Raw genomic sequence first — 18,425 nt, forward strand, 5'->3', positions numbered from 1 at the left:
ATGGCGCACCCCGCGGGACCCCGCCACGCCGACGTCTACCCCCATGCCGACGCTTCCGGGTTCCCGCCCGCGAGCGCCGTCGAACTCGACCAGCTGCCCGCGAAAGTGTGGCCGCGCAACGTCTACCGCGCCGCCGACGGGGTGGTCCGGATCGCCGGGGTGGACGTGCGCGACCTCGCCGAGACCTACGGCACGCCGCTGTTCGTGGTCGACGAAGCGGACTTCAAGTCCCGCTGCGCCGATTACGCCGAGGCGTTCGACGATCCGGCGCTCGTGCACTACGCGTCGAAGGCGTTCCTGTCCATCGAGATCGCCCGCTGGGTGGCCGAGCAGGGGCTGAGCCTGGACGTGTGCAGTGGCGGCGAACTGGCCGTGGCCCAGCGCGCCGGCTTCCCGCCGGAGCGGATCACCTTGCACGGCAACAACAAATCCGTCGCCGAGCTGGAGGCCGCGGTCGAGGCCGGGGTCGGCACGGTGGTGGTCGACTCGTACTTCGAGATCGCCCGGCTGGCCGAGATCGCCGCGCGCCGCGAGGCCGAGCAGCAGGTGCTGGTGCGGGTGACCGTCGGCGTCGAGGCGCACACCCACGAGTTCATCGCGACCGCGCACGAGGACCAGAAGTTCGGTTTCTCGCTGGCCTCCGGCGACGCCGCGGAAGCGGTGCGCCGGGTGCTGAACGCGCCGTCGCTGCGGCTGGCCGGCCTGCACAGCCACATCGGTTCGCAGATCTTCGACGCGGACGGCTTCGAGGTCGCCGCGCGCCGCGTGGTCGGGCTGATCGCCGAGCTGGCCAAGGAACACGGCCGGGAGCTGCTGGAGCAGCTCACCCTCGTCGACCTCGGCGGCGGCTTCGGTATCGCGTACACCGAAAAGGACAACCCGCCCCCGCCGGCGCAGCTGATCACGCAGATCCGCGAGATTGTGCGCAAGGAATGCGCGTACGCGGAGCTGCCGGTGCCACGGATCGCGGGCGAGCCCGGCCGGGCGATCGCCGGTCCTGGCACGTTCACCCTGTACGAGGTGGGCACGACCAAGGACGTCGCGCTCGGCGACGAGTCCACCCGCCGGTACGTGAGCGTGGACGGCGGGATGAGCGACAATATCCGCACCGCGCTCTACGACGCGGTGTACGACTGCCGGGTCGTTTCGCGCTCGGCTGCCGACGGCGAGGAGCCCGCGCTGCCCACGCTGTCCCGGGTCGTGGGAAAACACTGTGAATCCGGTGACATCGTGGTCCGAGACTGCTGGCTGCCCGACACGCTGGCCCCCGGAGACCTGCTGGCCGTCGCGGCGACCGGTGCGTACTGCTACTCGATGGCGAGCACTTACAACCGGCAGCCGCGCCCGGCGGTGGTGGCCGTGCGCAACGGCAGCGCCCGCATGCTGCTGCGGCGGGAGACGACCGACGACATGCTGCGCCTGGAGGTGTGAGGAGTGCCCACTGTGTCCTCGAGTACGGCTGTGCCTGCGGCGGTCGGGGAACCGCCCGTGGCCGGCCGCCCGCTCCGGGTCGCCCTGCTCGGCTGCGGCACGGTCGGCGGCGAGGTCGCCCGGCTGCTCGCCGAGCAGGCCACGGAGCTGGCCGCGCGGGCCGGTGCGCCGGTGGAGCTGGCCGGGATCGCGGTCCGCCGTCCGGACAAGCACCCCGAGCTGCCCGCCGAGCTGCTGACCGATGACGCGGCCGGGCTGGTCGTGCGCCCGGACGTGGACGTGGTGGTCGAGCTGGTCGGCGGCATCGAGCCGGTCCGCGGCTGGCTGCTGGCCGCGCTGCGGGCCGGGAAATCCGTGGTCACCGCGAACAAGGCGCTGCTGGCCGAGCATTCCGCGGAGCTGTTCGAGGCGGCCGACGCGGCCGGGGCGGACCTGTACTTCGAGGCCGCCGTGGCCGGGGCGATCCCGCTGCTGCGGCCGTTGCGGGAATCGCTGGCGGGGGACCGGATCACGCGCGTGATGGGCATCGTCAACGGGACCACCAACTACATCCTCTCCGCGATGGACACCACCGGTGCCGGTTATGCGGAGACGCTCGACGAGGCGAGCCGGCTCGGGTACGCCGAGGCGGACCCGAGTGCCGACGTGGACGGGTACGACGCCGCGTCGAAGGCGGCCATCCTGGCGTCGCTGGCCTTCCACACCCGGGTCACCGCCTCGGACGTGCACCGCGAGGGCATCGCCCAGGTGACCGCGTCCGATCTGGCCGCGGCCAGGGTGCTGGGCCGGACGGTGAAGCTGCTGGCCATCTGCGAGCGGGTGACCGCCGACGACGGCACGGAGTCGGTGTCGGCCCGGGTGCATCCGGTGATGATCCCGCGCGGGCACCAGCTGGCCGGGGTCGGCGGCGCGTTCAACGCGGTGTACGTGGAGGCGGACGCGGCCGGGGAGCTGATGTTCTACGGCCAGGGCGCGGGTGGCGCGCCGACCGCCAGCGCCGTGCTCGGCGACCTCGTCGCGGTGGCCCGCAACCGGGTGGCCGGCGGCCGCGGCCCGCGCGAATCGGCGCACGCCGCGCTGCCGGTGCGGCCGATGGGCCAGACGCCGACGCGGTATCACGTGAGCCTGGACGTGGCCGACCGCGCCGGGGTGCTCGCCCAGGTGGCGCAGGCCTTCGCCGGGCACGGGGTGAGCATCGCCGCGGTGCGCCAGCGCGACGCGAACGACACCGCGAGCCTGGTGGTGGTCACCCATCTCGCGCCGGACGCGGCGCTGCGGTCCACTGTGGACGAAATCGCGAAACTCGACGTGGTACACGAAGTCGTCAGCGTGATGCGGGTGGAAGGCGAAGATCAGTGAGTACGGCTTGCCGGCGAATCGGCGCGGCGCTGCCCGGCCGCGCGGGGAGAATCCGAAACGAGGCGACGGCATGAGCGCATGGCCGGGGATCATCGAGGCCTACCGCGAGCGGATCCCGGTGCCGGACGGCGCGCGGGTGGTGACGCTCGGCGAGGGCAACACCCCGCTGCTGCCCGCCCCGCACCTGTCCGAGGTCACCGGCGCCGAGGTGTACCTGAAGGTCGAGGGGGCGAACCCGACCGGGTCCTTCAAGGACCGCGGGATGACGGTGGCCATCACGCACGCGCTGGCGAGCGGCCTCAAGGCGGTGATCTGCGCGTCCACCGGCAACACCTCCGCCTCGGCCGCGGCGTACGCGGCGCGGGCCGGGCTGACCTGCGCGGTGCTCGTGCCGCAGGGCAAGATCGCGCTCGGGAAGCTGGCCCAGGCGGTGCTGCACGGCGCCCGCATTCTGCAGGTCGACGGCAATTTCGACGACTGCCTGGAGCTGGCCCGCAAGACCGCCGGGGACTACCCGGTCACCCTGGTCAACTCGGTGAACCCGGTGCGTATCGCGGGGCAGAAGACGGCCGCGTTCGAGATCTGTGACGTGCTCGGCAAGGCGCCGGACGTGCACTGCCTGCCGGTCGGCAACGCGGGCAACATCACCGCGTACTGGGCCGGGTATTCCGAGTACGCCGCGGACGGGGTGGTCCCCGGTGCCCCGCGGATGTTCGGGTTCCAGGCGGCCGGTGCGGCGCCGCTGGTGCACGGTGCTCCGGTGCCCGACCCGGACACGATCGCCACCGCGATCCGCATCGGAAGCCCCGCGTCGTGGGCGGGCGCGGTGGCCGCGAAGGAGGCGTCGGACGGGCTGTTCGACGCGATCACCGACGAGCGGATCCTGGCGGCCTACCGCCTGCTCGCGCGTCGTGAAGGCGTGTTCGTCGAGCCCGCTTCGGCGACGAGCGTGGCCGGGCTGCTCGCCACCGCCGCCGACGGCCGCCTGCCGAAGGGCGCCACGGTCGTCTGCACGGTGACCGGGCACGGTCTCAAGGACCCGGCCACCGCGCTGGAGGGCAACGTCGAGGTGGAGCCGCTCGCGGTGGATCCGGCCGCCGTGGCGGCGGCGCTGGACCTGCGGTGACCACCTCCGGCGGGCCGGCGCTCCGCGTCACGGTGCCCGCCTCGACGGCGAACCTCGGACCCGGTTTCGACGCGCTCGGTCTCGCCCTGGCCCGCTACGACGTGGTGGAACTCCAGGTCACCGACGGCGGTCTCGCGATCGAGGTGATCGACGCCGGCGCGGGCGACGTGGCCGACGTGCCGACCGACGAGTCCCATTTGGTCGTCCGCGCGTTCCGCCGGGCATGCGCCCATTGGGAGGTACGGCCGCCCGGTCTGCATCTGCGTTGCCACAACGCCATTCCGCACGCTCGCGGGCTCGGCTCGTCCGCCGCCGCCGCGGTGTCCGGGGTGGCATTGGGGTATGCGGTCGCCGGGCGCAAGCTCGACGAGTGCGCGCTGCAGCTGGCCGCGGAATTCGAAGGGCACGCGGACAACGCCGGGGCGAGCCTGCTGGGCGGCCTGGTGGTGGCGTGGTTCGAGCACGGCCGGTTTCGCGCCGAACGGGTGATTCCGAGCGAGCGGATCCGGCCGGTGGTCGCGATTCCGGCGGAACGCTCGTCCACCGTCGCGACCCGCGGCCTGCTGCCGCCGCAGGTCCCGCACGCGGACGCGGCGCACAGCGCGGGCCGCGCCGCCCTCACGGTGCTCGCCATGACCGAACGGCCGGAGCTGCTGCTCGCGGCCACCGAGGACCGGCTGCACCAGGACTACCGCGCGGAGGCGTATCCGGCCAGTTCCGAGCTGGTGCGCGCGCTTCGCGCCCAAGGTGTGCCCGCCACGATCTCCGGCGCCGGTCCCGCTGTGCTCGCGCTCACCGAGACGGGAATACTGCCGCCCTCGGTGGACGTTGGTGCCTTCAGCGTCGCCGAGCTGCCCGTCGACCGCTCAGGTGTGCAGGTGGAGGCCCGGTGACGAGGCAGTCACACCACGGGTGGGATGGAGCGCCACACGGGGGGTGGTTGTTGCACGCGGAGTGGGTGCGGTCTACCCTCGGGGGCGTTCGATCACCGTGCGTTTCCGCACCCGGTGCGGTTCTGCGCTCCACGTGAGTCCCGGAATCCGCATCCTTCGCCGATCCGCCGATCCGCACCGCCTGGCACGCGGGACGCGGAAGGGACGCGAGGCGGGTTCAGGAGTGTCGGCGGTGCCGAATTCCGTTTCCTCCTCCGGAGGAGGCAGCAACCAAGACCCTGTGCCGGCGGCGTTTCGCCGTGTCTCGCACGCCGAGGCACGGTTCGCCCGCATCGGAGGCAGAAGCCGTCTCTCGCGATCGGAAGCGAACGGCGGCAGCCCGCTGATCCACCTGAGGCGTGGGTCGGTCAGGAAGGACATGTGTGAGCAACACCGATCTGTTGAGCGGCGACGTGGCGACCCCGGCCGCGGCCGCTGAAGACAATGGGGCCGCGGCTGCTCCGAGGCGCCGCACCGGGGGACTGTCCGGGATGGTCATCGCCGAGCTTCGTCAGCTGGCGGGCGAGCTGGGTGTGGGCGAGACCACGGGGATGCGCAAGGGCGACCTGATCGCCGCGATCCGCGAGCGACAGGGCAAGAGCAGCCGCAAGCGGGCGGGCACGGCGGAGCCGCTGCCGCTCGAAGGCGTCGGCGAAGCCGCGCCGAAGGCGGAGAAGCCCGTGCGGGCGGCGAGGGCCGCGAAGGCGGAGGCGAAGCCGGAGGTCAGGGCCGAGGCGCCGGCGGAGAAGCCGAAGGCGGAGCCGGAAGGCCAGGCCGAAGCTCCGCAGGCGCAGCCGGAGGAGGGTGGCCGCAGCCGGCGGCGTCGCGGGGCGAACCGGGAGGGGAACCGCGAAGGCGGGAACCGGGACGGTGGCACCCGCGAAGGCAACCGTGACGGTGGCAACCGCGAAGGCAACCGCGATGGTGGCGGCAGCCGGGAGCAGCGCGGCAGCCGCGACGGCAACCGGGACAACAACCGCGACGGCGGCAACCAGGACAACCGCCAGCGCGGTAACCAGGACAACCGTCAGCGGGGCAACCAGGACAACCGCGCCCAGAACGACGACGACGAGGATGGCGGCCGCCGTGGCCGGCGCTTCCGCGACCGGCGGCGCCGGGGCAGCGGGGGCGGCCGGGGTGAGGGCGGCGCGCCGGACACCGAGATCCGCGAGGACGACGTCCTGCTGCCGGTCGCCGGCATCCTGGACGTGCTGGACAACTACGCGTTCGTGCGGACCTCCGGCTACCTGGCCGGCCCGAACGACGTGTACGTCTCGCTGTCGCTGGTCCGCAAGTTCGGCCTGCGCCGCGGCGACGCGATCACCGGCGTGGTGCGTCAGCCGCGTGAGGGCGAGCAGCAGCGGCAGAAGTTCAACCCGCTGGTGCGTGTCGACTCGATCAACGGGCTGGAGCCGGACGAGGCCAAGCGCCGCCCGGACTTCACCAAGCTGACCCCGCTCTACCCGAACGAGCGGCTGCGGCTGGAGACCGAGCCGCACAAGCTGACCACCCGCGTGATCGATCTGATCATGCCGGTCGGCAAGGGCCAGCGTGCGCTGATCGTGTCCCCGCCCAAGGCCGGTAAGACCACGATCATGCAGGACATCGCGAACGCGATCACGACCAACAACCCCGAGGCCCACCTCATGGTCGTGCTGGTCGACGAGCGGCCGGAAGAGGTCACCGACATGCAGCGGTCGGTGAAGGGCGAGGTCATCGCCTCCACCTTCGACCGCCCGCCCTCAGATCACACCTCGGTGGCCGAGCTGTCCATCGAACGGGCCAAGCGGCTGGTCGAGATGGGGCACGACGTGGTCGTGCTGCTGGACTCGATCACCCGGCTCGGGCGGGCCTACAACCTGGCCGCGCCCGCGTCCGGCCGGATCCTCTCCGGTGGTGTCGACTCGACCGCGCTGTACCCGCCGAAGCGGTTCCTCGGCGCGGCACGCAACATCGAGAACGGCGGCTCGCTCACCATCTTCGCCACCGCGATGGTGGAGACCGGGTCCACCATGGACACGGTGATCTTCGAGGAGTTCAAGGGCACCGGCAACGCCGAGCTCAAGCTGGACCGGAAGATCTCCGAGCGCCGCGTGTTCCCGGCGGTCGACGTCAACCCGTCCGGCACCCGCAAGGAGGAGCTGCTGCTCTCGCCGGACGAGCTCGCGGTCACCCACAAGCTGCACCGGGTGCTGCACGCGCTGGACTCCCAGCAGGCCATCGACCTGCTGATCTCCCGCCTGCGCAAGACGAAGACCAACATCGAGTTCCTGATGCAGGTCTCCAAGACCGCCCTCGGCGGCGGCGAAGACGACTGACGCTCGCGTTCAACGCTGTGAAGGGGCCCTTCACGGACTCTGAGTCCGTGAAGGGCCCCTTCACCGCTTTCCGGCTTGGAATAGCTGGTCACGGGGGTGCGTTGCAGGGAGAGCCGGCTGGTCTGGCAGAATGCTCCGCTGAAGTCCGGCACCGGTTCACCCCACATCCGGGGACCCGGGGCCAACGAGAGAGGACACCATGAAGAGCGGTATTCACCCCGAATACGTGACCACGGCCGTCACGTGCAACTGCGGGAACAGCTTCACCACCCGCAGCACGAAGGAGTCGGGTCAGATCCACGTCGAGATCTGCTCGAACTGCCACCCGTTCTACACCGGCAAGCAGAAGATCATGGACACCGGTGGCCGGGTCGCGCGGTTCGAAAAGCGCTACGGCAAGCGGCAGAAGAACGACGCCAAGTAGCTCGGCCGACGGCGCCCACCCGAACCGGGGTGGGCGCCGTCGTTCTGTCCAGGTGGGTGTGCGAGTGGAAGGCGGCTAAGTGGATTCGAGTTCGCTCAAGGGGCTGCTCGACGAGCACGCGCAGCTGGAGCGGGACCTGGCCGATCCGGCCGTGCACGCCGACCAGGCGAAAGCCCGCAAGCTGGGCCGGCGCTACGCCGAGCTGAGCCCGGTCGTGCGCACCGTGCGCGAGCTGGATCAGGCCCGCGACGATCTGAGCGCGGCCAGGGAACTGGCGGCCGAGGACCCGGCGTTCGCCGCGGAGGCCGACGAGCTGGCCGCGGCGATCCCGCAGCTGGAGGCAAAGCTGACCGAGCTGCTGCTGCCCCGCGACCCGTACGACGGTTCGGACGTGGTCATGGAGATCAAATCCGGGGAGGGCGGTGAGGAATCCGCACTGTTCGCCGGTGATCTGCTGCGGATGTACCTGCGTTACGCGGAGCGTCACGGCTGGAAGGCCGAGGTGCTCGACTCCACCGATTCCGACCTCGGCGGGTTCAAGGACGTCACGCTTTCGCTCAAGAGCAAGACCGCGGACGTGGACGGCGTGTGGTCCCGGCTGAAGTTCGAGGGCGGGGTGCACCGCGTGCAGCGGGTGCCCGCCACCGAATCGCAGGGCCGCATCCACACCTCCGCGGCCGGCGTGCTGATCTACCCGGAACCGGAGGAGGTCGAGGTCGAGATCGACCAGAACGACCTGCGGGTGGACGTGTTCCGCTCGTCCGGTCCCGGCGGGCAGAGCGTCAACACCACCGACTCCGCGGTGCGCATCACGCACCTGCCGACCGGCATCGTGGTGTCCTGTCAGAACGAGAAGTCCCAGGTGCAGAACCGGGCACGGGCGTTGCAGGTGCTGCAGGCCCGGTTGCAGGCGATCGCCGAGGAAGAGGCCGCCGCGAAGGCCTCGGACGCCCGTCGTTCGCAGGTCCGCACGGTGGACCGCTCGGAGCGGGTGCGCACGTACAACTTCCCGGAGAACCGGATCTCCGACCACCGGGTGAACTACAAGGCCTACAACCTGGACCAGGTGCTCGACGGCGAGCTGACCGGTGTGCTGGACGCGCTGGCCGCGGCCGACCGCGAGGAGCGGCTCGCCGCGCAGTCCGGCTGAGCCGCTGTTTGCAGTCGGGTGAGTCCGTGAAGGGGCCCTTCACGGACTCAGAGTCTGTGAAGGGCCCCTTCACAGCCTTGGTTTGGTTCGCGGTCCGGGCTCGGTCGGTTCAGCTGATCGCGGGGATGACCTCGGTCGGCGCGTCCTCGTCCCTGGCCGGAGCCGACTCCGCTGGTTCCTCGGTCGCGCGGGGGAGCAGGCTCAGGATCCCGAACACGATCGCCAGCACGGTCGGGAACAGCGTGAGCACCTGGTGCTTAACGCCCTCGATGCCCTCGCCGAGCGCCGACAGCCCGAGCTGGCCCACCGCGAAGAACAGCAGCAGGAACAGCACGATCCCGTACTCCCGCCGTTGCCGTCGGAACGACCGGACCCCGGCCACGGCGACCAGCACCCAGATCGGCACGAGCACGAACAACCCGAGCGGGGCGGCGAATGCGGCCAGCCCGGAGAAGACCGGCACCCGGTACTCCTTGGCCAGGCGTGGCTCGCCGGAGGACTCGCCGAAGCTGCCCAGGTTCTCCGGCCGCGCGGTCAGCGTGTCGACCCCGCCCTGCTGCAGGATCTCCGTCACCCGTCCCGGGTGCGTCGTGTAGTAGTGCACCACGTTCCGGCGGCTGATCTGCTTCTCGTACTTCGGATAGAGCGGGTCGTGCCAGGCCGCGTTGGCGCTCCACCAGCCGGTGCCGATGTACTGCGCGAACGAGGTGGGCAGGCCCAGTGCGGTCAGATCACCGTTCGTATCGTGCTTACCGTCCACAATGGAGCTGAAGATCGCGTTGTACATGTTGGCCTGGCGGTATTCCGTGTTGGCCGGATCGCCTTGGGACTGCATGGCGAGAGTGCCCGCGGCGACGATCGCGAGCACCGTGCCCGGTAGCGCCCAGCGGGCCTTCCCTCGTGCCCGGCCCGGCCGCACCAGCAGTACCGCGAGCGCGAACAGCGGGATCAGCACCAGGGTCTGCGACTTCGCGTTCAAGCCGATCAGTCCACCGAGGACGGTCACCACGGCACCGGCCCGGCGCAGCCCGAGCCGCCGGTGCATGAGCAGCAGGCCACCGCAGATCAGCAGGATGCCCAGGAACGCGGCGCCCTCGCTGAGTACCGAGGCGAAGTAGCCGAAGAACGCCGAATCGGCCATCACGAGCAGCAGCAGTGCCGTGGCGAGCCAGCGGTGCCACCCACGCGGCCCGAGCCCCGCCACCGTCGCGGTGATCGCCACCGCGACCAGCACACAGCTCAGCACCCCGAGCACGATCAGATTCAGCACCCCGGGCACGCCGAACAGCGCGCCGAGCTTGCTCGCCGCCCAGTCGAGCCAGGTCTGGCTGGACACATAGGCGGAATCGCAAGGCGGCGCGGCCCCGTAGGTGAACCGCACGAAGCCCTCGGACGGCCGGTCCAGCTGCCGTCCGCCGAGCTTGCACAGCAGCCGCCAGCCGTCGCCGTTGTCGGCCATGCCGACCGGGCGGGGAACGAGGAACCGCACCAGCAGCAGGGTCAGCGAGACAGCGAAGACCGAGAGGCCGAAGCGCAGTTGCCGGAAACGCACTGGGCGAGTGTAGGAGATGCCCTCTGCCCGCCCCGGCCGGACGGCACCGACCGGGCGGCACCCGGCGGCGCGCCGGAGTCGATACCCTGGGCGGCAGCCCTGTTGTGTCAGGCTCGAACAGTGAAGGATCACCAGTGAATCGGCAGCCGCTGCGCCTGGCCATCATGGAGGCGACCCGGATCCTCAAGGAGGCGGGCGTCGATTCGCCGCGGGCGGACGCGGACCACATCGCGGCGTATGTGCTCGGGGTGGAGCGCGGCCGGTTGCCGATGGTGCCGCTGGTCGATCCGCCGGTGATCGAGGCCATCGGGCAGCTGGTCGCGCAGCGGGCGAAGCGCATTCCCCTGCAGCACTTGACCGGCTGGGCCGCACTGGGCAATGTCACGGTGAACGTCGGCGCCGGGGTGTTCGTCCCCCGTCCGGAGACCGAGCTGCTTCTCGAATGGGGGGTGCAGTTCCTGCAGGGCCGGGAGTTCCCGGTCGTGGTCGACCTGTGCACCGGTTCCGGCGCGCTGGCGCTGGCCCTGGCGAACGAACGGCCGGACGCAGTGGTGTACGCGGTCGACGTGGACCCGCAGGCGCTCGCGTGGGCCCGGCACAACGCCGACGTACACGCCGACGCGGGCCGTACGCCGATCCGGCTCTACTCCGGCGACATCGCCGATCCGACCATGTTCGCCGAGCTGGACGGTCTGGTCGACCTGGTGCTGTGCAACCCGCCCTACGTCCCGGACGGCACCCCCGTACCGCCCGAGGTGGGCGAGCACGACCCGGCCATCGCGGTGTTCGCCGCGGAAAGCGGCCTCGCGGTGATCCGGCACGCCATCGCGGCCGGTGCCCGGCTGCTGCGCCCCGGCGGCGGCCTCGCCATCGAACACGACGACACGCACGGTTCGGCGGTACCCGCCCTGGTCCGTTCCCGCCGGGTGCTCACCGGCGTCGAGGACCACCCGGACCTGACCGGCCGTCCGCGTTTCGTCACCGCCCGCCGCCTCGGCTGAAGTCCGTGAAGGGTCCCTTTACGGACTCAGAGTCCGTAAAGGGCCCCTTCACAGCGGCGAAGACGGCCACTCCCGGACGGAGGGCTAGGCTTCGCGGCATGAGTGCGGTGTACGACTGCAGCAAGCGCGATTCCCGGGCCGAAGGGCTGGCCTCCGCGGCCGGCGCGGTGCGGTCGAGCCGGTTGGTGGTGCTGCCCACCGACACCGTCTACGGCATCGGCGCCGACGCGTTCGACGCCGGTGCGGTGCAGGCTCTGTTGCGGGCCAAGAACCGCGGCCCGGACATGCCGGTCGGCGTGCTCGTCGGCTCATGGTCCACTGTGGACGGACTGGTGCTCGGCATGCCGCCGCAGGCGCGTGCGTTGGTGGAGGCGTTCTGGCCGGGGGATCTGTCCCTCGTGCTGCCGCACGCGCCGAGTCTGCAGTGGAACCTCGGGCACTCGCGCGGCACGGTGATGCTGCGGATGCCGCTGCACCCGGTCGCCCTCGAACTCCTGCGCGACGTCGGCCCGATGGCGGTGTCCAGCGCGAACGTGTCCGGCCGGCCACCCGCGGCCACCGCCGCGGAAGCACAGGAGCAGCTCGGCGATTCGGTCGCGGTGTACCTCGACGGCGGCTCCAGCGGCGAGCCGGTCGCTTCGTCCATCGTGGACCTCACCGGGGAAGGCCCGGTGGTCCTGCGCGAGGGCGCGGTCACCCGCGCGGCCATCGCCGAGGTCATCGGTGTCCCGGTGGAATCGCTCGGCTGAGCCGGTCGGCTCGGTGCCCGCCGTGCGCCTGGTCCCCATCCGGTCGCGGTAGCGTAACGCGGTGACTCCGAACCCCCGGCAGATGTGACCCGGTCATGCCTGCAGCGCAAGGACTTCTCCTCCCGATCCGGGAATTCCTCCTGGTCGCGCTCACCGCGGCCGCGGTGACCTATCTGCTCACCGGGCTGGTGCGCAAGATCGCGATCCGGGTCGGCGCGATCGCCAACCCGCGGGCCCGCGACGTGCACGTCACGCCGATCCCGCGGATGGGCGGCGTGGGCATCTACTTCGGGCTGGCCGCGGCCATGGGGCTGGCCCACCAGTTGCCCGCGCTCGGGCACGGGTTCGACGCCTCGCTCGACTCGGTCGGCGTGCTGATCGCGGCCGGGGTCATCTCTCTGATCGGCGTGCTCGACGACCGGTTCGAACTGGACGCCTGGACCAAGCTGGCCGGCCAGGTGATGTGCGCGGGCATCCTGATCATCTTCGGCGTGCAGTGGGTGTCGTTCTGGGTGCCCTGGGGCGGCGGCGGTGATTCGTTCGGCTCGGTGCTGGTGCTGGACAAGAACCAGGGCGCCCTGCTGACCGTGGTGATGGTCGTGCTGATGGTCAACGCGATGAACTTCGTGGACGGCCTCGACGGGCTGGCCGGCGGGCTCGGGTTCATCGCCGCCGCGGCCACGTGCACCTTCTCGCTCAACCTGCTGGTCACCACCGGCGGGTCCTTCGTGGACGCCGGCACCTATGCACCCGCGCTGATCGCGGCCGCGCTCGCCGGGGCGTGTCTGGGCTTCCTGCCCTACAACTTCCAGCCGGCCAAGATCTTCATGGGCGATTCCGGCTCGATGATGATCGGGCTGGTGCTGGCCGGGGCGACCATCTCGGCCAGCGGCCGGGTGAACTACCTGCGCTACACCGCCTCCGACGCGCTGGCCCTGCTGTCCCCGCTCGTGGTCGTCGTCGCGGTGCTCTTCATCCCGGTGCTGGATCTGGTACTGGCAGTGATCCGGCGGACCCGGCGCGGGGAGAGCCCGTTCGCCGCGGACAAGATGCACCTGCATCACCGGTTGCTCGAGATCGGTCACTCCCAGCGCCGTGCGGTGCTGCTGATCTACTTCTGGGCGGGCATCCTCGCTTTCGGCGCGGTGTCGGTGACCCTGTTCGACAGCGCCGTGGTGTTCTGGGTGATCGGCGCCGGACTGGTGGTCGCGGTGCTCGTCTCACTGGTGCCGCGGCTGCGCGCCCGGCACCACCGCGGCGGCTGAGCGCCGGCGGCGGCTACACTGGCGGGTCGAACCGACCAGGGAGCCAAGCGTGAGCGAGACCGAAACCGAGAACCCGCACGCCGCGGTCGTGAACAAGGCGGCCCGTGCGATGACCCGGGCCTCCCTGCTGGTGACCCCGCCCGCGGTGCTGGCGTGTATCGCGGTGTTCAGCATCGTGTTCGGGTTGCACGGTTTTCTCGGCTCGCTGGTCGGCGGGGTGCTGGCGATGCTGGCCTCACTGTCCACTCTGGGCCTGATGAAGCTCGGTGCGGGCCAGGACCCGGCGTTCGTCATGATGACCGCGCTGGGTGGCTACATCATCAAGCTCATCGTGCTATTCGGCGCGCTGACCGTCCTCAAGGGAGTCGGTGTGCTGCACCCTCTCTCCCTCGGCATCACCATGATCGTGGCGATCCTGGTGGCCGCGGCCGTGGAGTTCGCCGCCTTCCGGCGGACCAAGATCCCGGCCATCATCCCGGCCGGCAGCTGACCTTCCGCCCGGTTCGAGACGGTGGTCCCGGCCGGACCCGGGACTTAAGTCCTCGGCCGTTCGGTGGGTTAGGAGTACGCCTGTACGGCACCGATTGACCTGCTGGTATGGTCCGCGTCATGGGTGGCGGCCTCGGCCGCGTACTCCCTCGCGAGACCTCGATCAGCAGTGTGGCGACCGACTGGTTCCGGCCGCTCCACCGCTGGTCCGAAGTGGACCGAAGGGCAGTGCGCACGCGAGACCTCCCCGTGGTGCAGAGCGCGCTCAGGCGCTCCGCACGCGGTGGGTAAGCCGCCTCCGGCGTCCCGAAGCGTATCGGGTACGTTAAGTCCAGATCGTGACGATTCCCCCGGCGGAGTGAACGCCGGCCGGGAGAACCGGAAGGAGCGCAGTGGGCGCGCTGGTACTGGCCGAGGGCGGGACCTTCACTCCCCCCGGTGCCGAGGCCTTTGAACTGCCGCCGATCTTCGGATCGGGGTACTGGGGCAGCTTCACCAAGCCGATGCTGTTGGCCATCATCTCGGTGGTGCTCATCCTCGGGTACTTCCTGGTGGCCTCACGCAAGCTCAAGGTAGTGCCCTCCAAGGGGCAGTTCCTGGTCGAGAGCCTTTACGACTTCAGCCGCAACAGCATCACGCGGAACCAGATCGGTGCGAAGGAATTCACGCCGTACATCCCGCTGGTGCTCGCGCTGTTCACCTTCTGCCTGGTGAACAATCTGTTCGGGGTCATCCCGTTCTTCCAGTTCCCGACGCTGGGCCGGATCGCCTTCCCGCTGGCCATGTCACTGTTGGTGGTCTACCCGATCTACCACTTCGTGGGCATCCGCAAGCACGGCATCGGCGGCTACCTGAAGAAGGAGCTGGCCCCGCCGGGCGTGCCGGGTTTCGTGCTCCCGCTCTACAGCGTGATCGAGTTCGCGACGAAGTTCTTCCTCACCCCGCTCACCCTGGCCATCCGGGTGTTCGCCGCGATGTTCGCCGGTCACCTGATGATCGTGGTGTTCACCCTCGGCGGCGAGTTCCTGCTCTTCGAGACCTCGAGCTGGGCGCTCAAGCCGGTTTCGCTGGTCGCCTGGATCGTGACCATTCTGATGACCTTCCTTGAGGCCTTCATCCAGGTGCTGCAGGCCTACATCTTCGCCCTGCTGTCCGCGGGGTACATCGGCGCCGCACTGTCCGCGGAGCACTGAGAACCATCAAGCCCCGATCCGCGTGAGTGCGCGGACCGAAGTGAAGGGAAACGCACGTGAGCAACATCGTTCTGGCCCAGGCCGCCGCCGAGACCGTGAACCTCAACAAGGGCCTCGCCGCGATCGGCTACGGCCTGGGCGCGATCGGCCCCGGTATCGGTGTGGGTCTGATCTTCGCCGCGGTGATCAACGGTACCGCCCGCCAGCCGGAGGCCCAGGGCAAGCTGCAGAGCATCGGTTACGGAACCTTCGTGCTCACCGAGGTGCTCGCGCTGATCGGTATCGTCATCTACTTCATCGCCTCCGCCTGAGTCGTCCACTCTCGCGTAAGGAGACGTTGTGCTGAAGACCGAAATGGTGCTGGCAGCCGAAAATCCGATCATTCCGAATGTCCCGGAGCTGATCCTCGGCCTCGTCGCCTTCCTGATCCTGTTCTTCGTGCTAAAGAAGTTCGTCGTGCCGCGCTTCGAGAAGGCGTACGAGGAGCGGGCGCAGAAGATCGAAGGCGGCATCGAGCGGGCGGAGAAGGCACAGGCCGAGGCCGAGGCCGCGCTGACCGAGTACAAGGCGCAGCTGGCCGACGCCCGGTCCGAGGCCGCGAAGATCCGCGACGACGCGCGCCTGGAGGCCGAGCAGATCAAGGCCGAACTGCGGGCGAACGCCGAGGCCGAGGCCCAGCGGATCGTCACGCAGGGGCAGGCTCAGCTGCAGGCGCAGAAGGCGCAGATCGTCACCGAGCTGCGGGCCGAGCTGGGCCGCAACGCGGTGGAGCTGGCCGGCCGCATCGTCGGCGAGTCGCTCGAGGACGAGGCGCGCCGCCGCGGCACCGTCGACCGGTTCCTGGCGGAACTCGAGACATCCGGTGCCAACGGTGCCGGCCACGGAGCGGGGAAGTAGACCAGAGATGACGCTGCATGCTGCGAGCCGGGAAGCGCTCGACCTCGCCGGGACCCGTCTCGGCGAGGTACTGGCCGACGCGGGGGCCGACCCCGCGACGGTCGGGGACGAGCTGCTCTCGGTCGTCGACCTGCTGGACCGCGAGATCGGCCTGCGCCGCGCGGTCGGTGACCCTTCGGTGGACCCGGAGAGCCGCCGGGGCCTGGTCCGCCGGCTGTTCGAGGGCAAGCTGAGCGAACCGGCCCGCCAGGTGCTCGACACCGTGGTGGGCAGCCGCTGGTCCAGTCCCCGCCAGCTGGTGGACGGGCTCGAATCGCTCGGCCGCTCGGCGCTGCTCACCGCGGCCGAGCAGACGGGCGGGGTCGAGACCGTCGAATCCCAGCTGTTCCAGATCGCGCGGATCGTGGCCGGTTCCCCGGAGCTGGACGCCGCGCTGTCCGACCCGATCGCTCCCGCGGAGGCGAAGCGCACGCTCGTGCGCGGGCTGTTCGCGGACAAGGTCGACGTGGTCACCGAAACCCTCGTCGAGCAGGTCGTGCGCCGGGCCAAGGGCCGTGGGGTCGGTGCCAGGCTGGACACGCTGGTCGCACTCGCCGCGCAGCGGCGGGAGCGCTCGGTCGCCTACGTGACCAGCGCGAGCGCGCTCAGCGACACCCAGCGGGCGCAGCTTTCGGCCAAGCTCGACGGGCTCTACGGCCGGCCGATCGCGCTGCACGTGGAGATCGATCCGGCCCTCGGCGGCGGGCTCGTCGTCCGGGTCGGCGACGAGGTCATCGACGGCAGCACCTCCGGTCAGCTCGCGGCGCTGCGCCGCAGGCTGGCCAGGGCCTGAGGCCGCATCCCCCGGCACACAGACTTTGCACACTGACGAAACAGAAGCGAGAGCGGGAACGAAATGGCGGAGCTGACGATCTCCTCGGACGAGATCGCCCAGGCGATCGGGAATTACGTCTCGAGTTACGCCCCTTCGGTGGAGCGGGAAGAGGTCGGCGTCGTCGCCGACGCCGGTGACGGGATCGCCCACGTCGAGGGGCTGCCCTCGGCCATGGCCAACGAGCTGCTCGAATTCCCGGGCGGCGTGCTGGGCGTGGCGCTGAACCTGGATGCGCGCGACATCGGTGTCGCGATCCTCGGTGACTTCGACGGCATCGAAGAGGGCCAGCAGGTCAAGCGGACCGGTCAGGTGCTCTCCGTGCCGGTCGGCGACGGCTATCTCGGCCGGGTCGTCAACCCCCTCGGCGAGGCGATCGACGGACTCGGCGAGATCGAGACCACCGGCCGTCGCGCGCTGGAGCTCAAGGCCGCCTCGGTGGTCGAGCGCCAGCCGGTGTCCGAGCCGCTGCAGACCGGCATCACCGCGATCGACGCGATGACCCCGATCGGCCGCGGCCAGCGTCAGCTGATCATCGGCGACCGCAAGACCGGCAAGACCGCGGTCGCGGTGGACACGATCATCAACCAGAAGGCCAACTGGGAGACCGGCGACCCGAAGCAGCAGGTCCGCTGCATCTACGTCGCGGTCGGCCAGAAGGGCTCCACGATCGCCTCGGTGAAGACGGCGCTCGAAGAGGCGGGTGCGCTGGAGTACACCACCATCGTCGCCGCCCCGGCCTCGGACTCGGCCGGCTTCAAGTGGATCGCCCCCTACACCGGCTCGGCCATCGGCCAGCACTGGATGTACGAGGGCAAGCACGTCCTGATCGTGTTCGACGACCTGACCAAGCAGGCCGACGCCTACCGCGCGATCTCGCTGCTGCTGCGCCGCCCGCCGGGCCGTGAGGCCTTCCCCGGCGACGTCTTCTACTTGCACTCGCGTCTGCTGGAGCGGTGCGCGAAGCTCTCGGACGAGCTGGGCGCGGGCTCGCTGACCGGGCTGCCGATCATCGAGACCAAGGCCAACGACGTGTCGGCCTACATCCCGACGAACGTCATCTCGATCACCGACGGCCAGTGCTTCTTCCAGTCCGACCTGTTCAACGCCGGTCAGCGCCCGGCCATCGACGTGGGTATCTCGGTCTCCCGCGTGGGTGGTGCCGCGCAAGTCAAGGCGATGAAGAACGTCGCGGGCTCGCTCCGGATCGACCTGTCCCAGTACCGCGAGCTGGAGGCGTTCGCCGCCTTCGCCTCGGACCTCGACGACGCGTCGAAGGCGCAGCTCGAGCGTGGTGCCCGGCTGTACGAGGTGCTCAAGCAGCCGCAGTACTCGCCGGTCCCGGTCGAGGAGCAGGTCGCCACGGTGTACCTGGGCACGAACGGCCACTTCGACTCGGTCCCGACCGAGGACGTGCGCCGGTTCAACCTGGAGTTCCTCGACTCGGCGCGGCGCAAGCACGCCGAGGTGCTCGGCGCGATCCGCGAGACCGGCAAGTTCGAGGACGCCACCCGGGACGCGCTGATCGCGGCGGTGGAAGAGTTCAAGAAGGAGTTCACCACCGCCGAGGGCAAGCCGCTCGAGTCGAACGCCGACGCGATGGACGCCGAGAAGGTCGGGCAGGAGACCGTCAAGGTCAACAAGCCCGCCCCGAAGAAGTGAGCTGGT

At 70.4% G+C, this 18,425-nt stretch carries 17 protein-coding genes; 16 read left to right on the forward strand and 1 reads right to left on the reverse strand.

The genetic code is table 11. From position 1 onward, the window contains the following. From lysA to prfA, 7 genes are all read left to right on the forward strand, one after another. Nucleotides 1–1,431 carry a diaminopimelate decarboxylase gene (lysA, locus tag ATK36_RS24040; protein WP_098513561.1) on the forward strand — a complete coding sequence of 477 codons (1,431 nt, stop codon included), beginning with the start codon at nucleotides 1–3 and terminating at the stop codon, nucleotides 1,429–1,431. Nucleotides 1,432–1,443: 12 nt separating this feature from the next. Further along, the gene (locus tag ATK36_RS24045; protein WP_386998933.1) at nucleotides 1,444–2,790 is read left to right on the forward strand and encodes a homoserine dehydrogenase; all 1,347 of its coding nucleotides are present in this window, start codon (nucleotides 1,444–1,446) and stop codon (nucleotides 2,788–2,790) included. 70 nt (nucleotides 2,791–2,860) lie between these two features. Beyond that, a complete protein-coding gene (gene thrC, locus ATK36_RS24050; protein WP_098513562.1) occupies nucleotides 2,861–3,916 on the forward strand; it encodes a threonine synthase in 1,056 nt (351 codons plus the stop codon). Continuing rightward, nucleotides 3,913–4,809 (forward strand): homoserine kinase, encoded by an 897-nt coding sequence (gene thrB / locus ATK36_RS24055; RefSeq protein WP_098513563.1) that lies wholly within the window; start codon nucleotides 3,913–3,915, stop codon nucleotides 4,807–4,809. The genes thrC and thrB overlap by 4 nt, the downstream gene beginning before the upstream one ends. Before the next feature lie 422 nt (nucleotides 4,810–5,231). Further along, nucleotides 5,232–7,166, forward strand: a complete 1,935-nt coding sequence (gene rho / locus ATK36_RS24060) for a transcription termination factor Rho (RefSeq protein WP_098513564.1) — start codon at nucleotides 5,232–5,234, stop codon at nucleotides 7,164–7,166. Nucleotides 7,167–7,365: 199 nt separating this feature from the next. Then, nucleotides 7,366–7,590 (forward strand): 50S ribosomal protein L31, encoded by a 225-nt coding sequence (rpmE, locus tag ATK36_RS24065; RefSeq protein WP_098513565.1) that lies wholly within the window; start codon nucleotides 7,366–7,368, stop codon nucleotides 7,588–7,590. Between the two features lie 79 nt (nucleotides 7,591–7,669). Continuing rightward, on the forward strand, nucleotides 7,670–8,740 hold the full coding sequence (gene prfA, locus ATK36_RS24070; protein WP_098513566.1) for a peptide chain release factor 1: 1,071 nt from the start codon (nucleotides 7,670–7,672) through the stop codon (nucleotides 8,738–8,740). Nucleotides 8,741–8,849: 109 nt separating this feature from the next. On the opposite strand, the gene wsfD is transcribed toward prfA, so the two are convergent. Further along, on the reverse strand, nucleotides 8,850–10,292 hold the full coding sequence (gene wsfD / locus ATK36_RS24075) for a glycan biosynthesis hexose transferase WsfD (protein WP_098513567.1): 1,443 nt from the start codon (nucleotides 10,290–10,292) through the stop codon (nucleotides 8,850–8,852). A gap of 134 nt (nucleotides 10,293–10,426) precedes the next feature. Between wsfD and prmC the strand changes: the two genes are divergently transcribed. The 9 genes from prmC to atpA all read left to right on the forward strand — a co-directional run bounded on the left by prmC (nucleotide 10,427) and on the right by atpA (nucleotide 18,419). Then, nucleotides 10,427–11,293, forward strand: coding sequence for a peptide chain release factor N(5)-glutamine methyltransferase (gene prmC / locus ATK36_RS24080; RefSeq protein WP_098513568.1), 867 nt, complete (start codon nucleotides 10,427–10,429; stop codon nucleotides 11,291–11,293). 98 nt (nucleotides 11,294–11,391) lie between these two features. After that, nucleotides 11,392–12,042: an L-threonylcarbamoyladenylate synthase gene (locus ATK36_RS24085; RefSeq protein ID WP_098513569.1), complete on the forward strand. Its 651-nt coding sequence runs from the start codon at nucleotides 11,392–11,394 to the stop codon at nucleotides 12,040–12,042. A 95-nt stretch (nucleotides 12,043–12,137) separates the two neighbouring features. Next, nucleotides 12,138–13,307, forward strand: a complete 1,170-nt coding sequence (locus ATK36_RS24090) for a glycosyltransferase family 4 protein (RefSeq protein ID WP_098513570.1) — start codon at nucleotides 12,138–12,140, stop codon at nucleotides 13,305–13,307. Nucleotides 13,308–13,356: 49 nt separating this feature from the next. Beyond that, entirely contained in the window at nucleotides 13,357–13,797 is a 441-nt protein-coding gene (locus ATK36_RS24095; RefSeq protein ID WP_098513571.1) for a Cg1360 family ATP-synthase-associated protein, read from the forward strand. 391 nt (nucleotides 13,798–14,188) lie between these two features. Next, complete coding sequence (gene atpB / locus ATK36_RS24100) at nucleotides 14,189–14,989, forward strand: F0F1 ATP synthase subunit A (protein WP_098513572.1); 801 nt, start codon at nucleotides 14,189–14,191, stop codon at nucleotides 14,987–14,989. A gap of 56 nt (nucleotides 14,990–15,045) precedes the next feature. Next, complete coding sequence (locus ATK36_RS24105; RefSeq protein WP_098513573.1) at nucleotides 15,046–15,300, forward strand: ATP synthase subunit c family protein; 255 nt, start codon at nucleotides 15,046–15,048, stop codon at nucleotides 15,298–15,300. A gap of 28 nt (nucleotides 15,301–15,328) precedes the next feature. Next, entirely contained in the window at nucleotides 15,329–15,886 is a 558-nt protein-coding gene (locus ATK36_RS24110) for a F0F1 ATP synthase subunit B (RefSeq protein WP_098513574.1), read from the forward strand. A gap of 7 nt (nucleotides 15,887–15,893) precedes the next feature. Next, entirely contained in the window at nucleotides 15,894–16,718 is an 825-nt protein-coding gene (locus ATK36_RS24115; RefSeq protein WP_098513575.1) for a F0F1 ATP synthase subunit delta, read from the forward strand. A gap of 63 nt (nucleotides 16,719–16,781) precedes the next feature. Beyond that, complete coding sequence (atpA, locus tag ATK36_RS24120) at nucleotides 16,782–18,419, forward strand: F0F1 ATP synthase subunit alpha (RefSeq protein ID WP_098513576.1); 1,638 nt, start codon at nucleotides 16,782–16,784, stop codon at nucleotides 18,417–18,419. The last annotated feature ends 6 nt before the right edge of the window (nucleotides 18,420–18,425 follow it).

The sequence above is a fragment of the Amycolatopsis sulphurea genome, from assembly GCF_002564045.1.
Classification (GTDB): Bacteria; Actinomycetota; Actinomycetes; order Mycobacteriales; family Pseudonocardiaceae; genus Amycolatopsis; species Amycolatopsis sulphurea.

What these genes read in the sequence shown, in the direction of transcription:
- lysA (WP_098513561.1), top strand. Translation starts at nt 1, where the DNA reads ATGGCGCACCCCGCGGGACCCCGCCACGCCGACGTCTACCCCCATGCC.
- thrC (WP_098513562.1), top strand. Translation starts at nt 2,861, where the DNA reads ATGAGCGCATGGCCGGGGATCATCGAGGCCTACCGCGAGCGGATCCCG.
- rpmE (WP_098513565.1), top strand. Translation starts at nt 7,366, where the DNA reads ATGAAGAGCGGTATTCACCCCGAATACGTGACCACGGCCGTCACGTGC.
- ATK36_RS24085 (WP_098513569.1), top strand. Translation starts at nt 11,392, where the DNA reads ATGAGTGCGGTGTACGACTGCAGCAAGCGCGATTCCCGGGCCGAAGGG.
- ATK36_RS24090 (WP_098513570.1), top strand. Translation starts at nt 12,138, where the DNA reads ATGCCTGCAGCGCAAGGACTTCTCCTCCCGATCCGGGAATTCCTCCTG.
- ATK36_RS24115 (WP_098513575.1), top strand. Translation starts at nt 15,894, where the DNA reads ATGACGCTGCATGCTGCGAGCCGGGAAGCGCTCGACCTCGCCGGGACC.
- atpA (WP_098513576.1), top strand. Translation starts at nt 16,782, where the DNA reads ATGGCGGAGCTGACGATCTCCTCGGACGAGATCGCCCAGGCGATCGGG.